The sequence below is a fragment of the Deltaproteobacteria bacterium genome (genome assembly GCA_026388545.1).
Classification (GTDB): domain Bacteria; phylum Desulfobacterota; class Syntrophia; order Syntrophales; family UBA2185; genus JAPLJS01.
In genome coordinates, this window is sequence record JAPLJS010000079.1 from 1 (window position 1) to 17,522 (window position 17,522).

At 47.3% G+C, this 17,522-nt stretch carries 17 protein-coding genes; 5 read left to right on the forward strand and 12 right to left on the reverse strand.

Annotated features, from left to right (window positions below):
* A partial coding sequence (locus tag NTW12_09955; GenBank protein MCX5846659.1) for a cyclic beta 1-2 glucan synthetase occupies window positions 1-1,616 on the reverse strand: 1,616 nt, incomplete at its 3' end.
* An 877-nt stretch (window positions 1,617-2,493) separates the two neighbouring features.
* On the reverse strand, window positions 2,494-2,934 hold the full coding sequence (locus tag NTW12_09960; GenBank protein MCX5846660.1) for a hypothetical protein: 441 nt from the start codon (window positions 2,932-2,934) through the stop codon (window positions 2,494-2,496).
* A gap of 67 nt (window positions 2,935-3,001) precedes the next feature.
* On the opposite strand from NTW12_09960, the gene NTW12_09965 reads away from it, so the two are divergent.
* Window positions 3,002-3,937, forward strand: a complete 936-nt coding sequence (locus NTW12_09965; GenBank protein MCX5846661.1) for a hypothetical protein — start codon at window positions 3,002-3,004, stop codon at window positions 3,935-3,937.
* A gap of 47 nt (window positions 3,938-3,984) precedes the next feature.
* On the opposite strand, the gene NTW12_09970 is transcribed toward NTW12_09965, so the two are convergent.
* The 8 genes from NTW12_09970 to NTW12_10005 form a co-directional block, all read right to left on the reverse strand.
* Window positions 3,985-4,731 (reverse strand): amidohydrolase family protein, encoded by a 747-nt coding sequence (locus NTW12_09970; protein ID MCX5846662.1) that lies wholly within the window; start codon window positions 4,729-4,731, stop codon window positions 3,985-3,987.
* Between the two features lie 19 nt (window positions 4,732-4,750).
* Window positions 4,751-5,059 (reverse strand): hypothetical protein, encoded by a 309-nt coding sequence (locus NTW12_09975; GenBank protein ID MCX5846663.1) that lies wholly within the window; start codon window positions 5,057-5,059, stop codon window positions 4,751-4,753.
* A 95-nt stretch (window positions 5,060-5,154) separates the two neighbouring features.
* Window positions 5,155-5,457, reverse strand: a complete 303-nt coding sequence (locus NTW12_09980) for a hypothetical protein (protein ID MCX5846664.1) — start codon at window positions 5,455-5,457, stop codon at window positions 5,155-5,157.
* 176 nt (window positions 5,458-5,633) lie between these two features.
* Window positions 5,634-6,512 (reverse strand): alpha/beta hydrolase, encoded by an 879-nt coding sequence (locus NTW12_09985; GenBank protein ID MCX5846665.1) that lies wholly within the window; start codon window positions 6,510-6,512, stop codon window positions 5,634-5,636.
* Window position 6,513: 1 nt separating this feature from the next.
* Complete coding sequence (locus NTW12_09990; protein MCX5846666.1) at window positions 6,514-8,928, reverse strand: hypothetical protein; 2,415 nt, start codon at window positions 8,926-8,928, stop codon at window positions 6,514-6,516.
* A 4-nt stretch (window positions 8,929-8,932) separates the two neighbouring features.
* Complete coding sequence (locus NTW12_09995; protein ID MCX5846667.1) at window positions 8,933-9,679, reverse strand: protein-L-isoaspartate(D-aspartate) O-methyltransferase; 747 nt, start codon at window positions 9,677-9,679, stop codon at window positions 8,933-8,935.
* Between the two features lie 69 nt (window positions 9,680-9,748).
* Window positions 9,749-10,321 carry an arginine decarboxylase, pyruvoyl-dependent gene (locus NTW12_10000; protein ID MCX5846668.1) on the reverse strand — a complete coding sequence of 191 codons (573 nt, stop codon included), beginning with the start codon at window positions 10,319-10,321 and terminating at the stop codon, window positions 9,749-9,751.
* Window positions 10,322-10,439: 118 nt separating this feature from the next.
* On the reverse strand, window positions 10,440-11,912 hold the full coding sequence (locus tag NTW12_10005; protein MCX5846669.1) for a DegQ family serine endoprotease: 1,473 nt from the start codon (window positions 11,910-11,912) through the stop codon (window positions 10,440-10,442).
* Window positions 11,913-12,071: 159 nt separating this feature from the next.
* On the opposite strand from NTW12_10005, the gene NTW12_10010 reads away from it, so the two are divergent.
* Window positions 12,072-12,263 carry a hypothetical protein gene (locus NTW12_10010; GenBank protein ID MCX5846670.1) on the forward strand — a complete coding sequence of 64 codons (192 nt, stop codon included), beginning with the start codon at window positions 12,072-12,074 and terminating at the stop codon, window positions 12,261-12,263.
* On the opposite strand, the gene NTW12_10015 is transcribed toward NTW12_10010, so the two are convergent.
* The gene (locus NTW12_10015) at window positions 12,171-12,377 is read right to left on the reverse strand and encodes a UXX-star (seleno)protein family 1 (protein ID MCX5846671.1); all 207 of its coding nucleotides are present in this window, start codon (window positions 12,375-12,377) and stop codon (window positions 12,171-12,173) included. The genes NTW12_10010 and NTW12_10015 overlap by 93 nt on opposite strands.
* A gap of 16 nt (window positions 12,378-12,393) precedes the next feature.
* Window positions 12,394-12,879, reverse strand: coding sequence for a cyclic nucleotide-binding domain-containing protein (locus NTW12_10020; protein ID MCX5846672.1), 486 nt, complete (start codon window positions 12,877-12,879; stop codon window positions 12,394-12,396).
* A 253-nt stretch (window positions 12,880-13,132) separates the two neighbouring features.
* Here NTW12_10020 and NTW12_10025 point away from each other — a divergent pair, with 253 nt between their 5' ends.
* The 3 genes from NTW12_10025 (at window position 13,133) to elbB (ending at window position 17,485) form a co-directional block, all read left to right on the forward strand.
* Window positions 13,133-14,488, forward strand: a complete 1,356-nt coding sequence (locus NTW12_10025) for an SH3 domain-containing protein (protein MCX5846673.1) — start codon at window positions 13,133-13,135, stop codon at window positions 14,486-14,488.
* A 14-nt stretch (window positions 14,489-14,502) separates the two neighbouring features.
* On the forward strand, window positions 14,503-16,665 hold the full coding sequence (locus tag NTW12_10030) for an acetate--CoA ligase family protein (protein MCX5846674.1): 2,163 nt from the start codon (window positions 14,503-14,505) through the stop codon (window positions 16,663-16,665).
* Window positions 16,666-16,816: 151 nt separating this feature from the next.
* Window positions 16,817-17,485, forward strand: a complete 669-nt coding sequence (gene elbB / locus NTW12_10035) for an isoprenoid biosynthesis glyoxalase ElbB (GenBank protein ID MCX5846675.1) — start codon at window positions 16,817-16,819, stop codon at window positions 17,483-17,485.
* The last annotated feature ends 37 nt before the right edge of the window (window positions 17,486-17,522 follow it).

A 17,522-nucleotide genomic window follows, 5' to 3' on the forward strand; every position in this document is an offset into this window, starting at 1 on the left:
TCCTCCTGTGCGTCTCGAAAATCGGTCAACAGGCCGAAGTGCAGGTTAGCGTCCCGATTTGCCAGGAACCGCACTTCAAGCGCCTCGATCAGATCCTCTATATTCTGCGTGCTTATGAGCATCGTCGGAACCACGGCCAGTGTGCGGAATTCCGGCGGTATCCCTTTGGAGAAGTCCATGCGCGGCAGCGGATGGGGTATCGCCAACAGCGTTGCCAGCAAGTTTACCAGCGCAATGGCCAGTTGACTTGCGCCCAGAACTGAGAGGAGTACGATCAGAACAATTGCCCATCCCGGTAACGCACCGACATGCGCCTTCGCCAGTAAGCCCCCGGCGAAGATTGACGTCATCAGCGTGATTGTACCCAGATAGAGGAGAAAAGGAAACCGGCGGCTCCATCTCTGAAGGTACTCAGATGGGGAAAGGCGTACCTCCAGCGCCCGTTCGAGTTGGGGCAATCCCTTGTCGATCAGGTAAAAGCCGACATGTGCCGAGCGATCATTACCGTCTTTCCCGTTCGCACCCTCATGCGCCAGCCCGATCGCCGTGCGCGCCACCTCGCTCTCGGAAAACCGGCTGTGTCTCGCTATCTTTTCCACGACATGGCGGTAACGGTCACGGGTAGAAAAATCCATTGTGCCGTAAACGCCTCCGGGGTCCTCGCGCAGCACTTGCTCGACAACGCTCATCGTCTCGACGAACTCTCGCCAGTCCATCGCGCTCAGGAAACGAAGGCTGCCGATGCTGTTGCTCATGGATACCTGATCGGCAGCCAGTTGTTGGTTCTCCGCCTGCACCAGTTGCTGGATCGTCTGGCCGCACTCGGACAGCCGCTGCTCAAGCCAGGTAAGCGGCAATGACAGAGCAGGACCCTGTCCCTGCAGGCGGCGTGTAATTTCCGCTATAAACGAGCTCACCAGCGGCGGGTTTGATCGCGCCATGTCTGCGATTACCAGAATCAGGCTCTTCGGGTCCTTCGTGGCGCTCTCCGTCATCTGGTCTGCCCAATAATCGGCCAGGTTGCGGTCGATTCTATCGGTAGCGATCCGGGCGGCAACGCGCCGGAGATTCTCGATCAGCGCCAGGCGCAGCATAATGGGTATTGCCCACAATTCGCCTAACTTCAGTGCGGTGACGGTCTGGTAGGCTGCGGCAAATCTGCTGAGAATCTCAGGATCTACCCGCCCATCGCCATGGGAGATCATTTCCAGCGCAATGTCATATACGCGCGGCAGAGCAGCCGACGGACCATTCATCAGGCGAGAGAGTTCCCGGCTGTACCCCTTTGGCAAATGCCTCCTGGCGGTGCGTATCTGCTCTTCAATCAGATAGAAGTTGTCGAGCAGCCATTCCCCGGCAGGCGTAATCCGGCGGGTTGCCTTAACCGCCTCCGTCAGCAAATTTTGGACGCCAATCAGGAGGCCTTCATTCTCAGCCAGTCTTGTCAGAAGCCGATCCGGAGCGTATCCCGGGCTTAACGTGTGCGAGCCTGCGAGAATCTTGCCATGCAGCTCCATCTGATCGGCGCTGAATAACTCCGCTCGCAGCGGCGGCTCGAAACAGGCAAACTTTTGCGCCAAACCGTTTCCGCGAAGGCTTGTCCACAAATGGGACAGGTTCTTGAAAATTGTCTTGGTGATGAACTTCACTTTTCAAACCTCGTATTGAGGAGAAGTATCGCCAAACCAGTCGCAATGGTGGTAGCAGACTTTTATCATTCCTTGACGCAATATTATCTTACCGTAGCAAAGAATCTCGGCGAATCCGATAACGACCGGAATCACTCCCCATGAAACTGGCAGATTGGAATATCTACCCCTGAAGTTTGTACCACACTTAATGTTAAAGTTCCGGCATTTTTTTATTATTTAGGACTGGAACAACTCCCAGCTTCCCACCTCTCTATGTATGGAAGGGGAAAATATGTGTCGGGTATTGATACAATGACAGCAATGGGTGGTCAGGTTATTTATAGACAGAAAGGAGGGATATTTCATGTGACACAGGCAGGTTAACCCTTCTTTGGGCACAATTTTTGTCACACTGATCGACTGCTGTTGAGAAATGCCTTTAAACGAAGACTAAACAAAGCCATGCTCTACACAAGATATCATCCCCTGATACAAATAGTCTGTAATTCCGTATGGGTAATATTGGGATTATGGATTTATCCGATTGAGAAAACAATTCTGTTGATACCCTTAATACTGGGCATTGCTTTCGGATTATATATATCGAGGGGTGGCAGATAGTTTTAGCCCAACCATTTATTTCAGCCGACCGCCTTTGGCGGCGGCTGAATTCGGGCGTTACTCTCTTTCCATCCGTAATCCTCAATTCTGACAACTGCCCACCGCTGAACAGTAGTAGGTGTATAGTCGTAAATCAAGACCTACTTTGAAATTGATATAAAATTATTCTAAAAGACCATAAAAAATGAGGTAAAACGCCATTTTTCAATTTGCATTTCCCTGGAAGAAAAATCTTTCATCTTTATTTGATATTCATGGCCATTCGTTTAATAGCATCCTTAAATAAGACTTCCATGCTTGTATCTGAGACCCGTCTGACAAAACCCAGGCCGAATAATTGATGCTTGATCACCTCGTCAGGCTTGTATATGTCCTGAACGCGGTACACTTTTACTGGGATTTCCGGATTCATTTCACTATGCTTGCGTTCCCACTGGATGGGGGCATCGTTGACCGGCTTTCGGCTCTTAGATGCCGTCGTCACTCTTTTTTCTTGCCTGGGCTGCGCCACAAGATCATTGCTTTTTTTCTGTTGCGTTGCCGTTCTGTACATATGTTCCGAACCGCAGGTTTTACATTTAACCCTTTTAACTTTACCGTCAACTTCATACATGACAACGTGGGCCAGCAAGAGTTTACATTTCGTACAGTGGGAATCGATATATTTTCCGACTAATGACACAGGAATCTCCTTATGGTTATATTTTTTATTATGGATATTGAAATCTTGATCTTAAAGTAAAAAACCCATGACCAACGCCAGAGAATACGCCGACAGAATAATCGAACTGGAGAGAAAGAGGGACTACCGTGGGGCGCACGAAGTGCTGAAGGAGGCCCTGACTATCTATCCGACCCATCCTTTTCTTTTAAGGACAGAGGTCTACCTGCTCCTTAGACTCAATAAGACAAAAGAGGCGCGGACCAAGGCGGAAGGACGGGTGGAGATGCTGAAGAACGACATCTTTTTCCTAAAGACCTACCTCAGTGTGCTCCGGCAGGAAAAGGCCAAAGAAGACATGGAACGGCTGCTCACCGCGATCCTCTCGTGGGGTGTGGGCGATGAAGATTTTCATGTTTTCCTGGTCAAAACAGCCTCACAGTGCGTTGGCAGGGAAAAGGGAGAGGAAGTCCTCCGGCAGGCACTGGCGAGGTTTCCCGAAAGCGAACCCCTGAAGAAGATAGCGGCTGATGGGGAAACGGCAGAGGACGGCGCGAACAGGTTTACCCTTTACCGGCAGAAATTCGCCGGCAAGAAGACGGCGGAGGCCGTTGCCGAGATCGAGGCCATCATGGTGATGCCGGGTTACGCCGGGGATTACGATCTCCATCTCTATCTTGCCGACCTGTATAAAAAAATGGAAAGATACGATCAGGCCGTGGAGATCTATACGAGGCTGCTGGCCCTCCGGGACCATGAATTCACCCGCAAGATGCTGGGCTACACCTACTATAAGATGGGAGACAAAGAGCAGGCCGCCGCTTACCTGAAAAGCGTTTTTATCAAGCGGCCAGACGATCATTTTCTGGCTCGTACTATTTTCAAAATCTTCGAGGAAAAGGCCGACTATACGGGATTGGAACAGCTGGTGGCCGAGGCGCTTGCCTTAAGACCGGAGGCGAAACACCTTTACGGATTACTGAAAAAGGCGCGACGATGGCAGAAAGACTGCGCGACATTATAGACATCCGGTTCCTTGACGTATTCGACGGATGGCGTTTCGAGACTGACTCATATCTTCAGCAACCTTAAGATGTTGTGGCAGACAATATTTTCGAAATCCTGTTTTCCTAAGTTTAACCGGATTACTTCCTGGAGTTCGCTGCCGGGTGTACCGAAAGGAAAATCGCTTCCGAAAAGGAGCCTGTCGCTTCCATACTTGTCCAAAAATGCCGATATTTCCCGCCCTGAAGCCAGAGCCGTATCGGCGTAGATGGTTTCATCATCCCATATCCCCGATCTGAATAGCGCGGTAAAGCCGCCGTTTAATCCACCCATATGAGGAATAATGATAGGGGTTCTCCCCTTGACTCTCCTGATGAAGTACCGGGTGTTATCGAAAGATTCTTCGAGGACAATGGGAAGCGCCTGACGATAAACCTCCTGCAGGAATCCCTCACAGAGGGGATCGTCGTAATTATAGACCGGTTCATGTTCGTGGCGATGCCACTTAATTGCCTTGTAGCCTTTCTTTAACTCATCCTTCCTGAAGTCGTTCCATACAAAGTAATAGGAAAAGATGTTTTCTTGGGTCTGCTGGAGGTCTAACAGATAATTATTGGCCCGCTGCCTGCAGGTCATCCAGACGGAATTATCTTCGAAGTCATAGGTATACCGGTCATAGATATCCTCGACAGGGGCAAAGAGACATGCACCCTGTATTCCCGCCGAATCAAGATATTGCTTTATGATTTCAAAGGGCAGATTGACATTCTGAATACCGCAGTGCATATGAGAATCGATAATTTTCGTATTCATCTCCTGTGCTCCCTGGACCCTAGTACACTATTTTTAAATTTGTGCTTTCTCTGTCTTTCCCGTAAGGAGCCTGCTCTCGCGAGGGCGGACAACAGGCAGGGTGGATATGAGGTTTATATCGCATGAGTGGTGTAAAGTCGGGAAAGGGCAGGGTTAGCTGCTGCCAGTTGGCGATGCATCGGCGGCATCGTGATCGGGTGTTGGCCCTTGCCTGGCAGGCGTCGGTGTCAATGAAATATCCGTACTTTTCACACCACCGGCTTTCTCTAGGATTTTTTGCGGCGTGAAAGGTGTCTTTTTCTTCTCTATGGAAATCTTTTCTATCCATTTATTAAAAAAGACAAAACCCCGTCCTCATGTCGATTTTGAGAAACGGGGTTTCACAAAACATGTAATAATCATCATTGATAGATTAAACTATCTCTACTTTTTTGCCTTGGCAACAGGCTTTTTCACTGCCTTCTTTACGGCAGGTTTCGCTTTAGCGGGGGCAGCCTTGGCAACGGCGCCGGTTTTCCCCTTGCCCGCTTTTGCAACGGCAGGTTTAGCCGCAGCCTTGGTTGTTGGTTTGTTCTTCGCTTTAGCGGCGGCAGCCTTGCCCTTCACCATTGGCTGCTCCTTACAGCAAATGATCTCACCCACGGCACAGCCGCATGCCTCATCAACAACAACCACGAGACTGCACACCTCACAAGTCAATAAATCACCCTTTTTTAACTTTGCCATGCTCGGCTCCCTCCTCTTAATTTTTTTCCTTGGCCACTGTGAAGCTTGCATAGTCGCCATATGTAAATGCTTGTACATGACAAATGATGTTTTTTCAAGTGATTATACAATATTTTTTTAAAAATTTTTATATGCTGGATATTATCTTCAACAGGTGGGCAATGCGTTGGCGGCTTTTACAATGGTATACGGCTGAAGAAATCCCTGATAATTGCTGTGGTTCTTGTCGGTTGCTCCATAGGAATAAGATGTCCGGCATCCTTTACGAGAAGGTGAGAAGCTTCCGGTAACAGGGAAACGGTCCGATTAAGGTCGATGAAATTTTTGCTCTCACTCTTCTCTCCCTCGACAACGAGGACAGGACATGAAACTTTCGGGAGGAGAGGCCACGGGTTATAGCGCAGACCGCCCATGAACAGGGCAGCCTCCGTTTTAGGAGAACAGGCTAACTGAAGCCCGCCCTTCTTTTTCTCTTTCATGCCATATGATATATAGAGTTCCAGCATTTCCTCAGTCCAGTTCTGAAAAAGAGCTTTTGATCTGAGATAGCCCATTGCCTCTGATGCATTTGCCCAGTGGTCGGTACGTTTCAACGCTTTGGAAGCCAGGGGATGATCTTTGACACTGATACCAGCACGGTAAAAATCCTCAGATAGAAAGATTGGCTCTATCAGGATCATTCCCTTTGCCTTTATGCCATAAAGTACATGTGCAATTGTCGAAACGGTCGCCCCCATGGAGTGTCCCACCAGGAGAGGATTTTCGATATTGTTTTTGTTGCAAAGAGCAGCAATATCTTTTGCAACTGTCGCCCAGCCGAGACCGCCTTTTTCAGGATCTGCTTTCCGGTAGTCGCAGATATAAGGGGCGATGATCCTGTATGATGGAGATAATTCTCTTGCAATGGGGTGCCATAACCAGGGCAAGAATCCCGTGGCATGAAGGAAGATCAAGGTTGGCCCGTTGCCGTTGTATGAGAGGTACGGCAGTTCGGCATCACCGATGTCTTGAGTTACTAATACAGGTTTTGCAAAGCCATCTCTGTTGACAGGCATATTAATATTTGCTTCCTTTCATTCTGAGCCGGGTGAACATGAATGCCGATAGAATATAGAGCAATACGGCTATCACAATAATAGATTTAAAGCCCCACCCTATGGCAATGAGCACCGTTGACGCACTTCCTGTGACGGAGAAGAAACCGTTTATGCTCCACGCCCAGGGAATGAGCACTTCCCTTTCTGCTGCCAATTCGCTGAGTCCCGATGGAAAGAGGATGCCCATGGGAACAGCAAGGGGTGCGATGAGTAAGCTGCACGAAAGCATTCTCAGCCACAATGGGAAGCCGGAGAGGGCGTCCTGGAGCCACCGGTCGGCGGTCAGGAAAACGAAGCCGGCAAGACCGATAATGAATACGGACCAGAAGATGTGTTTTGATTTGACCGGCCTGCATTTCCCTGCAATCAGGCTTCCTATCCCTGAGTAGACGAGGAATGAGCCGATTACGACACTTGCGGAGAAGATGGGGTCGTAGAGATAGCGGATGAATCGCTGCAGGATGGATATTTCTAAAAACATATAAGCCATTCCTAAAGAGCCGAAATAAATAAGAAGTGAAATGAGACCCTCCCGGGAAGAAAGAATGAAAGGCATGGGAGCCAGGATGAAGGCTATACCCAGCAGAAAAAGGACGCATGCCGTTATCCACACCAGGATGTATCCCCAATCCAGGAATGGGATCAGGGTGCGGTTATATGAGTTGAGATATTCTTTCAGCATGCCAATTTTAAAAAAATGAGAAAAGAAGGGACTGTCGTCTGTGGCGGGTTTAACATAAAAAGGATAGGTTTCGTAGAATTTTTCTTTTTCCGGTGATAATAGACTCTTTGCCGCATAATAAAAAGTGTCTTCTTCCAGGATATTAAAAATATTGGTTTCTTTTTCTTTAACTCCCGGGTAGTAGGAAATATCGAAAAGGCGGCTTTTGCAGTACTCCCTGATGGCCGCTATGTCCGTGCTCTCAAAGATGCCGTTTTTCACCAGGAGTGTGGCGGTCTGCCAGCTCCTGATCATGACGATTGATTGGGCAGGTGTGTTTTTCCCGTGCCTTTCAACTGCCTCAATCGCCATGGCGAGGAGCTTGATGTTATCCCGTGGAGGATTTTTAATCCAGGTGGAGATGGAGAGGATTCCCCCCGGTGCGAGAACCATCAGGCATTTCTCTATTGCCTCTGTCGTAAAAAGATAGTTTTCATTGAGGGAATAAACGCCGGCGGTAGCCGTACCCATAGATTCCAGCAGGCTGATCTGGACAAGATCAAAAAGTTTCTTTGTTCTCTGCAGGTATCCCCGCCCCTCTTCGATATAAACAGAGGTGTTTCCAGTAGTATAGAGATTCCCACTAAATGAACCATAAACTCCCTGCATCAGATGAACAATATCCCCATTCATTTCCACAACGGAGATACTTTTTGCCGCGTGGTATCCGGCGTTGAGCATTTCTGTTCCGGAGCCGCCGCCGATAATCAACACATCAGGATGATGTAAAATCTTATATGCAAGCGAGTTGGTCCGGTAATCCATAAAATGAACATCATTGACATTACCGGTGAACTCATTGATAGCCCCGACAGTGTTTCCGTCCAGAAAGAGCCCCTTCTGCCGCGGTAACGGGTATGGACAATTCAAACTCAAATCGGGGAGATAATGGTAGGCAGGGCTGGAAAGTACGGTAGCCAGACCGAGGGGGCCGAAGACTTCCATATCTTTTTTCGCCATGATGAGATTTTCGGCCTGGGCAAGATCTTTGAAATCGCTCATTGGGAGCGGAGCGGAGCGGAACAAAAAAACATGAAGAAGTATCATTGTACCTCCGGCGGCACAGATGATCCCCTGCCTGGTATGACTCGTACTTCCCACGAGAGCCGCACAGATTGTGATCATTGAAATAAAGAACATAATATCATACGGTTTGATATGAAAAAAAGTGAGAAGGACAATCAGGCTTCCCAAACCTGACCCTGCCATGTTGGCGAAATATATCTTGTGGATGTTATCGGAAGCGGCTACGAAGCTGATTCCGATACAGAGGGCGCCGAGAAAAAAGGGAACAAAGATGGCAAGGCTTAAGAAAAGAAGACGGATGATTTCGTATTTGTGCCAGATGATCATGAGGGGATTGAACGCAATCGCACGGTTCAGGTAAATGTTCATCCAGATCGACAATACGAGAAGGAGGGGACACAGGAACAGGACTAACGGGAAGTGATTCTTCAACTGTCTTTTAAAAAGAAAGATAAAAGTGCCGCTCGCCCCGAATCCAAGGAGGGCTATGCTGATGATGAGATAAGCGAAATGGTACCAGTACTGTATGGAGAACATTTTGACCAGGAGGATCTGGTAGGAGATAAGAGCGGCAGATATCAGGAAGACTGAGGTCTGAATACGTTGTAATGACAATGGGGCAACCATAGTGTTAATCGTGCTTCCCGGTCAGGGGGACAAAACGTACCGGCAACAAGTTTCTGGTAGTTATATTGCCGTCATTGTCCTTATTGATCAGGATAAGATTTTGAACCATGAAGGAGCCTCCCACGGGGATAACCATTCTGCCGTTATTTTTAAGCTGTGCCAGGAGGGGCGGCGGGATATGACCGGCTGCTGCGGTTACTATAATAGCATCAAAAGGAGCATGTTTATTCCAGCCGTAATAGCCATCTCCTATTCCAACGTCAACGTTATCATACCCTAAATTTTTCAGGCGAAAAGAGGCAGATGTTGCCAGTTCAGGAATAATCTCGATCGTGTAGACCTGCTTGACAATAGGCGAGAGGATTGCCGCCTGGAAACCCGATCCCGTACCGACTTCTAAAACCTTGCTGGTCTTATTCAGATTCAAGACCTCCGTCATGTACGCCACGATATACGGCTGGGAAATCGTTTGTCCGTATCCGATGGGAAGAGGTCTATCATCATATGCCGAGGCGATATATTTATCAGGCACGAATTTATGGCGTGGAACAGACATCATTGCCCGGATCACATGGGTATCTTTGACGCCTCTTTCCACAATTTGGCTTTTTACCATTGCTGTTCTTTGATCAAGGAAGTCAGTGTCATCGGACTTCGCGGCAGAGGCACAGGATACTAAGGGGTGAATTGGCAGAATAGTGATGGAGATGAGAATCGATAGAAAACTGAGGAGACTCTTATATGAAACCATATAGGTGAAACCCCGTCCGGCTAAAATAACGTAATCGCCCCCTCTCCCTTGATGAGAGAGGGGTTGGTTTCAGAAAACAAATACGGCGGCGGCGACGACGGTAGTGTATCCTGCTTTTCTAACAATCGCAGATTGGGTCACATTGCGTGTTCTGACGATTTTTCCGCTGATTTTAAAGATCTCCTTCTTCTCATCCCAGCTTTCATCGACATCAAAATCAATGCCCAGTGTGGATGCCAGCATAGCGGCAGCAAGGTCTTCGGCGTAATCGCCGGCTTGTTTCTCCGTTTGACCGAAAGCATGATGTTCGCTGATATACCCATAAGACGATTTCTCTGCCGGGATGGCGCAACCGACAGAAGCAGCCAGAAGTCGCTTCGGTTCGTCGCTGCAGCAACGGCTCATGACACAGAAGGTCATTCCCCCAGGTACCAGTTCTTTCAGTCCCTGGGTTTTCGAGACCATTTTACATCGTGGCGGAAAGATACTCGATACCTGCACAAGGTTGAATTTCTCTATGCCCGCGTCCCTCAGAGCCCGCTCAAATGAATGGAGTTCGTCCTTATGCGTTCCGACACCTTTTGTAAAAAAAATCTTTGTGGGAACAAAATATTTTATTTCCCGCCCTCCTAAATATTTCATGGCCCCCCTTTTGCGATTTAAGCCGCGATCCGATCGTTCTGAGGATGTTTAAAATATTTGCAACGGATATTGGTCGTCTCCTTATCAGCTTGTTGGTCCCATGTCAATAAGTGGAAAATCACTTCGGAGATTCTTTTTTTACCGTTACAAAGAAGTTCATATCTCCTCTCTTGATTAAAAGTAAGAGAGTTGCTTCTTGAGGAGCTTTCTTGATTTCGTTCAGAAAATCTTTCAGGGAAGAAATATTTACTTTGTTGACCTGGAGAATAATATCCTGGATTTTCAATCCGGCATCATCGGCAGGACTTCCCTCACGTACCTGGGTGATAATAACCCCGCCTTTTCCAGAAAGCCCCAAATGTTTTGCCATCTCGGGAGTAATTTCTTGAACTGTCATGCCATAATGCTCGCCGATCTTACCTTTGCGGGCTATTTCTTTTTCTTCTTTCCGTTCACCAATTGTCACCTGAAGAGTCTTCTCCCGGCCATCACGCACAACTTTGACGTTAGCCTTTTCTCCAATTTTCAGAGCGGCAACAATTCTCAACAGTTCGTGGGTGTCCTGAATTTTCTTTCCGGCAATTTCGATGATGATATCGCCGGTTTTTATACCGGCCTTATCGGCCGGATCACCCTCAAAGACATGACCTACCAGGGCGCCCTTTATGTCTTTCAATTTCAAATTTTCGGCAATATCTTCTGTAATATCCTGTATGGATATTCCTAACCACCCCCGGGTGACGATTCCCTTCGTTTTGAGATCGGCGAGAATACCTTTTGCCGTGTTAATTGGTATGGCAAAACCAATCCCTTGTGCTTGAGCAACAATTGCAGTATTGATACCGACGACTTCACCCTCGATGTTGAAGAGCGGACCGCCACTGTTGCCAAGATTTATGGAGGCATCTGTTTGAATGAAATTATCGTACGGTCCTGAACCGATGACACGCCCCTTTGCACTGACAATTCCTGCTGTGACCGTATGTTCCAGCCCGAAAGGGTTGCCGATGGCAAATACCCATTCACCTGTCCGTAATTTTTCAGAATCTCCGAACTTAACGACGGGGAGACTGTCGGCTGCGTTTATTTTAATCAATGCAATATCTGTATTGGCGTCTCTCCCCTTAACTTCTGCATCGTATTCTTTACCGGTGGCAAGTTTTACTTTTATTTTATCAGCCTTCTCAACAACGTGATTATTGGTAAAGATATAGCCATCACTGGAAATGATGAATCCTGATCCCAGGCTCCGTTGTTTAAATTCCCTTTCGGGTGCGTTTTCAAAAAATCTTCTGAAAAAGTCATCCCCACCGAAAAACCTGGGGGAAGGCATATCGTTTCCGAAGGGATTGTCAAGTCGTTTTTTACTTTTAACGATGGTCGTCGTGCTGATATTGACTACAGTGGGACTCCATTTTTCCACTAAGTCAGCAAAAGAGACAGGTGTTCCCGCCGCTTTTCCTGCCGGAGATGCAAAGGCATTATCTCCATTCAGCTCCTTGGGTAAAAAAGTAAAATCTGCAAAAGGGATAAACAGTAACGAAAACAGAAAAAGAATCACGATAAAGAATTTGTGGGGTTTACTAATCATGGCTATCTATATGAACCTCCCTGATACGAAGAATTGTATGGTATGTCCTGATGGACAAAGATGCTTCACACCTTTAAATAAATATAAACTGGGGGACAGAGTCCCCCAGAAAATCATTCATCTTAAACAGATTTTCCTCCGCATCAACAGCCTACCTTGATGATGACGGCAAGCACATGCGAAAGTATTTATCGCCAACTGATCTATATCCTTATAAGTTTCGGTGTGAGACCGATTACCTATCGGCCTTCAGACCCCTCAGGCACCCCCGTAGCCGATGGTTACTTTATCGCCCTCCACAATGACCGGAACTTGCCGAACACCGCCGGAAATCTTGAGCATCTCCTGTAATTTTGCGCTGTCGGATTTCACATCGAGGTACTTTGCCTTTTTCCCGTAGGCCGACAGGGCCTGGTCTGTGAAAGGTCACCCCGCTTTTCCGTAAATGATAGTCTCCTCCGCCATGATTTTCCCTCCGGTTTTACATTTCTGTCAGGACAGATAAACCTCGCTCACCAACCAGTATAATCTGGGTATGGGTAAGACGGGTGGCTATTACTTTTGCAGTGGCATGCATGAACTTGAATCCTAAGGCACTGTCTTTATTTAGTAATTGCCTGAGTTTTTCTCCATCGAAGGCAATTACTTTCGCATTGTCAATGCATCGAGCCCCTAAGGTATATACATACGGTTCAACAACGGATGACCATCCCATGGCATCTCCCTTTGTGACGATATCCACGGTGACCTGCATGGGGGGTTTAGCGGTACCCATGTAACTCTCCAAGACCATAATAATCTTTCCCTCTTCCACCAGGTAGAGGTTTTTTGCCGGATCTCCCTTCTTGTAAACCTGGAAACCGGCTTTGTACGACTCTTCAGTGGCTATTTCAGCGAATTTCTCTAACTCTCCATCAGCGAATCCCTTAAAAAAACCGAAAGTTTTTAACAGATCTACCGAAATCATGTGTCAGTCCCTCCTTTCTGAAAAAAAGAAACCGGTTTTGGTATTGTTGCCCTTTTATCGCCCTTTTGTCTTTTATGATACCAATCTTTTACGGTTTATGCCATAAAAATTATATTTTGGACGGCTTTGATAAGTAGTTTGAAAAGGGTGCACAAAAGTATTGCACTCATGAGAAAAAATACCTAAAATAAAAAAAGTATGAATGATTTACTTGGTGATCATTAATTGGTTATGGATTAAGTATCCGGTATCTATGAGACGGCAAAATATACTCATATTCTTAGTAATTATTTTTGTTTTGTATGGTTGCGTTACTGTCCCTGAGACGATCAGAGACATCCGGGACCTCAAACAGGATCACATGGTTTACATCGATAAATCTGCTTCCGATCGCGATTGGATAAGTGTCGAAGATCAAAAAAAAATGGACGCCAATTATAATTCTCTCTATTTTGCTCCATGGCGCCGGGAGAAACCCTATTATCAGATAGACATTGTCGAGAGAGGATTTAAGAAGTACAGAAAAAATTTAGGGTATGGTGAAAATGGAAGAAAACATTCGAAATCATGGATGAAAAATATAGTAAACAATGCCCACCTGGAAAATTATCCGAATAGCGGCTTCATAGGTATTACCATTGAAACTGCTGATTTACGAGTTCTGCCCACGCATAAGCCCCGCTTTTTTGATGCAAGCTATTCACATAGTGGATATCCTTTCGATACCCTGCAAGAGTCGTCTATTGCCCCCAATACACCCCTTTTTATATCCCATATGACAAAGGATAAGGCATGGGTTTTAGTCGAAACGCCCTATGCCGTGGGGTGGATGTCAGCAAGAAGTGTGGCCTCCGTGGATAACAATTTTATAAAGACCTGGGAAAGGGGTCAGTATGCGGTTGTCATGAAGGATAAAACCCATCTCTATGATGGAGGCGGCCGTTATTTTTTTAATGCACCATTAGGCGCAATGTTTCCAAAAATGGAGGAAGATGCGAAAAACATCACGCTGTTGGTGGCTGTGGCGGATGAAAACGGCAAGGCATGCATCAAAACTGCTGTTATACCAAAAGAAGCGGCAACATCAAAACCTCTGCAATTAACCATTTTAAATATTGCGAAACTTGCCAACGAACTGATCAATGAACCCTATGGCTGGGGAGGCTTGTATCAGAACAGGGACTGTTCGGCCATGATCAAGGACCTGTTTGCCCCTTTCGGAATCTGGTTACCAAGGCATTCAGCCGATCAGGCAAAAGAGGGAGGGACATTCATAGACCTTCAGAAACTTTCTCCGGAAGAAAAAGAATTGATGATTCTCAAGCACGGCATACCGTATCTGACCCTGATATGGCGCAGAGGGCACATTATGCTGTACATCGGGAGCTATCAGGGTAAGGCACTCATATTTCATAATTTATGGGGAGTCAGAACGAGGGATTTGCTGGGCAGGGAAGGCAGAAGAATAGTCGGCCATGCAGCCATAACAACGCTTAATCCGGGAAGTGAATTCAATCCTAGTGATACTCCCGGGGGTGATTATTTGAAGGGTATTTTGGGTATGACTGTATTGCTAAACCCCCAAAATCCGGAAATAGTCAAACAGTAAAAGGAAATAAATATATGAACAATCTTAATGCTATTTTTTCGCCGGAATCCGTTGCCATTGTAGGCGCCTCCAACACACCGGGAAAGGTAGGGCATGATATTTTTGCCAATATCTTGAGCGGCCACTATCAGGGTACACTGTATCCGGTCAATCCCAAGGCCAGGTCAATTCTCAGTGTCAAAGCATATCCTTCGATCAGTGAAATACCTGATAGCGTGGATCTCGCAATAATGATTCTCCCACCCATGGCTTCCCTTGCCGCAATAGAAGAGGGTATAAAAAAAGGGATAAAGGGATTTGTCATTGTCTCGGCAGGTTTTCGGGAAGTCGGAGGTGAAGGGCTTGAAATTGAAGAAAGGATGGTCTCTGTCTGCAGAGAGGCGGGGGTTCGACTTGTCGGTCCCAACTGCCTCGGTGTGATTAATCCCCTTCCAACCGTCAGTTTGAATGCCAGTTTCTCCGCCCGTATGCCGTCACCCGGCAATATTTCTTTTATTTCCCAGAGCGGAGCGTTATGTACGGCAGTCCTCGATTTTGCCGCAGACAGGGATATCGGTTTTTCAAAGTTTATCTCCATAGGCAACAAGGCGGATGTCGATGAACTGGATCTTTTGCAGTTCTTTCACGAGGATCCTGATACGGCGGTTATCATGCTTTACATAGAAGAACTGCGAAGGGGCGCCGAGTTCATAAGAACCGTAAAAGAGATTACGTCAGGGGCGAGACCGACACCGGTTTTGGCCATAAAGTCGGGACGGACAAAAGCAGGCGCCATGGCTGCGGCTTCTCATACGGGCGCTTTAGCCGGAAGGGACGCAGTATACGATGCTATCTTCAAGCAGGCCGGCATCATCCGGGCTGACTCCATTGATGAGCTTTTTGATTATGCAAACGTTTTTTCCTACAAGCAGGAGAGCAAACTGGGAAAACGGAGAAGAATACTGCCAAGAGGAAACCGTGTTGCCATTGTCACCAATGCAGGAGGACCGGGGATACTGGCAACGGACATGACGGTGTCATCCGACCTTGTCCTTGCCGAATTCCAGAAAGAAACGATTGATGATCTTGCAAGCCACCTGCCGTTGACAGCGAACATTCACAATCCCGTCGATGTCATCGGAGATGCATCCTACGAGCGCTACGAGAATGCGCTCAAGGCAGTGATCAGGGACGACGGGGTCGACGGGGCCCTCGTTATCCTGACACCCCAATCCATGACGGATGCCCTCGGTACGGCACAGGCCATTGTACGGGTTGCGAGAGGAGCCGGGAAACCGATCATATGCTGCTTCATGGGTATATTCGATGTTTCTGCCGGTGTGAAATATCTTCAGGAGAATGGTTACCCCGTTTACAGGTTTCCGGAAAACGCGGCAAAGGCGTTCGGAGTAATTTACCGATATGCCCACTGGCTGCAAAGAGAACATCTCCCGCAGTTTACCCTGACACACGATAGTGTTGGGGCGGCAAACATTATTGCACAGTTTCTTGCTCAAGGGAAAACACATCTGGATGGGTTGGACAGCGTTGAAATTTTGAAGTGTTACGGATTTAATGTCCTGCCGGCGCATCTGGCGAAAAGTGAGGATGAGGCTGCAGAGTACGCGGAAGGCATGACTTTCCCGGTCGTTATGAAGATTACTTCCGAGCAGATCCTCCATAAGACGGATGTATGTGGGGTTGCCTTAGGAATCAGAAGCAAAGAGGAGGCAAAGGCAGCCTTTCGTGAAATAATTGAGAATGCGGGGAAGTTCAGGCCGGATGCCGAAGTTGACGGAGTTATGGTTCAGAAAATGGCCATGCAGGGGGAAGAAATAATTCTCGGCATGAATCGAACTCATTTCGGTCCCTTGCTGATGTTCGGCCTCGGCGGAATCTTTGTTGAGGTTTTTCAGGATGTGGTGTTTCGTCTCGCGCCGATATTGAGAAACGAGGCCCATAGAATGATTCAAGAGATTAAGGGATATAAGCTCCTTACGGGATTTAGAGGGCGTCCGAAAGCGGATATTGAAGCGATTGAGAAAGCTGTGGTAAGTCTGTCAAGTCTGGTTTTCAACCACCCGGAGATCAAAGAAATGGATATAAATCCGCTTATCGTTCACGGGGAAGGACAGGGAACTACCGTGGCGGACTGCAGAATCATCCTTGAGGCAACCGGTAACTCGATAAAACAATAATGTTTATAATAGTTTATATTTTATAACAATATCCAACCAGTCATTCCCGCGGAGGCGGGAATCCAGTATTTCATTGTAATTTTTAGCAGGTTTTTGTTATGTACCATACCAGCATAGAGGTAATCGATTTTTAGATATAAGGAGGTAGAAGATGGCAAGAGTAGGCGTAGTTTTATCAGGTTGTGGGGTATACGATGGCGCCGAAATCCATGAGGCAACCCTGACGCTTTTTTTCCTGGATAGGGCCGGCGCAGAGATCATCTGCATGGCTCCGAATGTTGATCAGATGGATGTGGTGAACCACATAAAGGGGGAGGCCATCGGTGAGAAGAGAAATGTTCTGGTAGAGGCATCCCGCATTGCCAGAGGAGTAATTAAAGACATAAAAGATGTGAAAGCCGGTGATATCGATGCGCTGGTGTTTCCCGGCGGATTCGGAGCAGCGAAAAATTTGTGCAATTTTGCCGTGAAGGGAGCGGACTGCACCGTTAACCCCGGGGTCGAAAAATTGATAAAAGAAATGCATTCGGCAAAGAAACCTATTGGATTTATCTGCATTGCCCCGGTCATTGCAGCGAAGGTGCTGGGTTCATTTAACCCGCAGTTAACAATCGGCAATGACAAAGGTACGGCAGAAGCAATTGAGAAGATGGGCGGCAAACATGTCGTGTCTCCTGTTGAAAACGCCGTGGTTGACCAGAAAAACAAGATCGTAACCACCCCTGCCTATATGTTAGGTCCCACCATCTCCAAAGTTGCCCTGGGAATTGAGAAAGTGATCAATGAGGTGTTGAAGTTAGCAGGGCAAGGGAGAGGGTGAAAGATGGGAATTTCTTTCAATGCCGTTTAAACAGGAT

Bases quoted from the DNA above. Each gene is read 5' to 3' on its own strand.
- NTW12_09965 (MCX5846661.1), top strand. From the start codon at position 3,002: ATGACCAACGCCAGAGAATACGCCGACAGAATAATCGAACTGGAGAGA.
- NTW12_09970 (MCX5846662.1), bottom strand. From the start codon at position 4,731: ATGAATACGAAAATTATCGATTCTCATATGCACTGCGGTATTCAGAAT.
- NTW12_09975 (MCX5846663.1), bottom strand. From the start codon at position 5,059: ATGGATAGAAAAGATTTCCATAGAGAAGAAAAAGACACCTTTCACGCC.
- NTW12_09980 (MCX5846664.1), bottom strand. From the start codon at position 5,457: ATGGCAAAGTTAAAAAAGGGTGATTTATTGACTTGTGAGGTGTGCAGT.
- NTW12_09985 (MCX5846665.1), bottom strand. From the start codon at position 6,512: ATGCCTGTCAACAGAGATGGCTTTGCAAAACCTGTATTAGTAACTCAA.
- NTW12_09990 (MCX5846666.1), bottom strand. From the start codon at position 8,928: ATGGTTGCCCCATTGTCATTACAACGTATTCAGACCTCAGTCTTCCTG.
- NTW12_09995 (MCX5846667.1), bottom strand. From the start codon at position 9,679: ATGGTTTCATATAAGAGTCTCCTCAGTTTTCTATCGATTCTCATCTCC.
- NTW12_10000 (MCX5846668.1), bottom strand. From the start codon at position 10,321: ATGAAATATTTAGGAGGGCGGGAAATAAAATATTTTGTTCCCACAAAG.
- NTW12_10005 (MCX5846669.1), bottom strand. From the start codon at position 11,912: ATGATTAGTAAACCCCACAAATTCTTTATCGTGATTCTTTTTCTGTTT.
- NTW12_10010 (MCX5846670.1), top strand. From the start codon at position 12,072: ATGATGACGGCAAGCACATGCGAAAGTATTTATCGCCAACTGATCTAT.
- NTW12_10020 (MCX5846672.1), bottom strand. From the start codon at position 12,879: ATGATTTCGGTAGATCTGTTAAAAACTTTCGGTTTTTTTAAGGGATTC.
- NTW12_10025 (MCX5846673.1), top strand. From the start codon at position 13,133: ATGAGACGGCAAAATATACTCATATTCTTAGTAATTATTTTTGTTTTG.
- NTW12_10030 (MCX5846674.1), top strand. From the start codon at position 14,503: ATGAACAATCTTAATGCTATTTTTTCGCCGGAATCCGTTGCCATTGTA.
- elbB (MCX5846675.1), top strand. From the start codon at position 16,817: ATGGCAAGAGTAGGCGTAGTTTTATCAGGTTGTGGGGTATACGATGGC.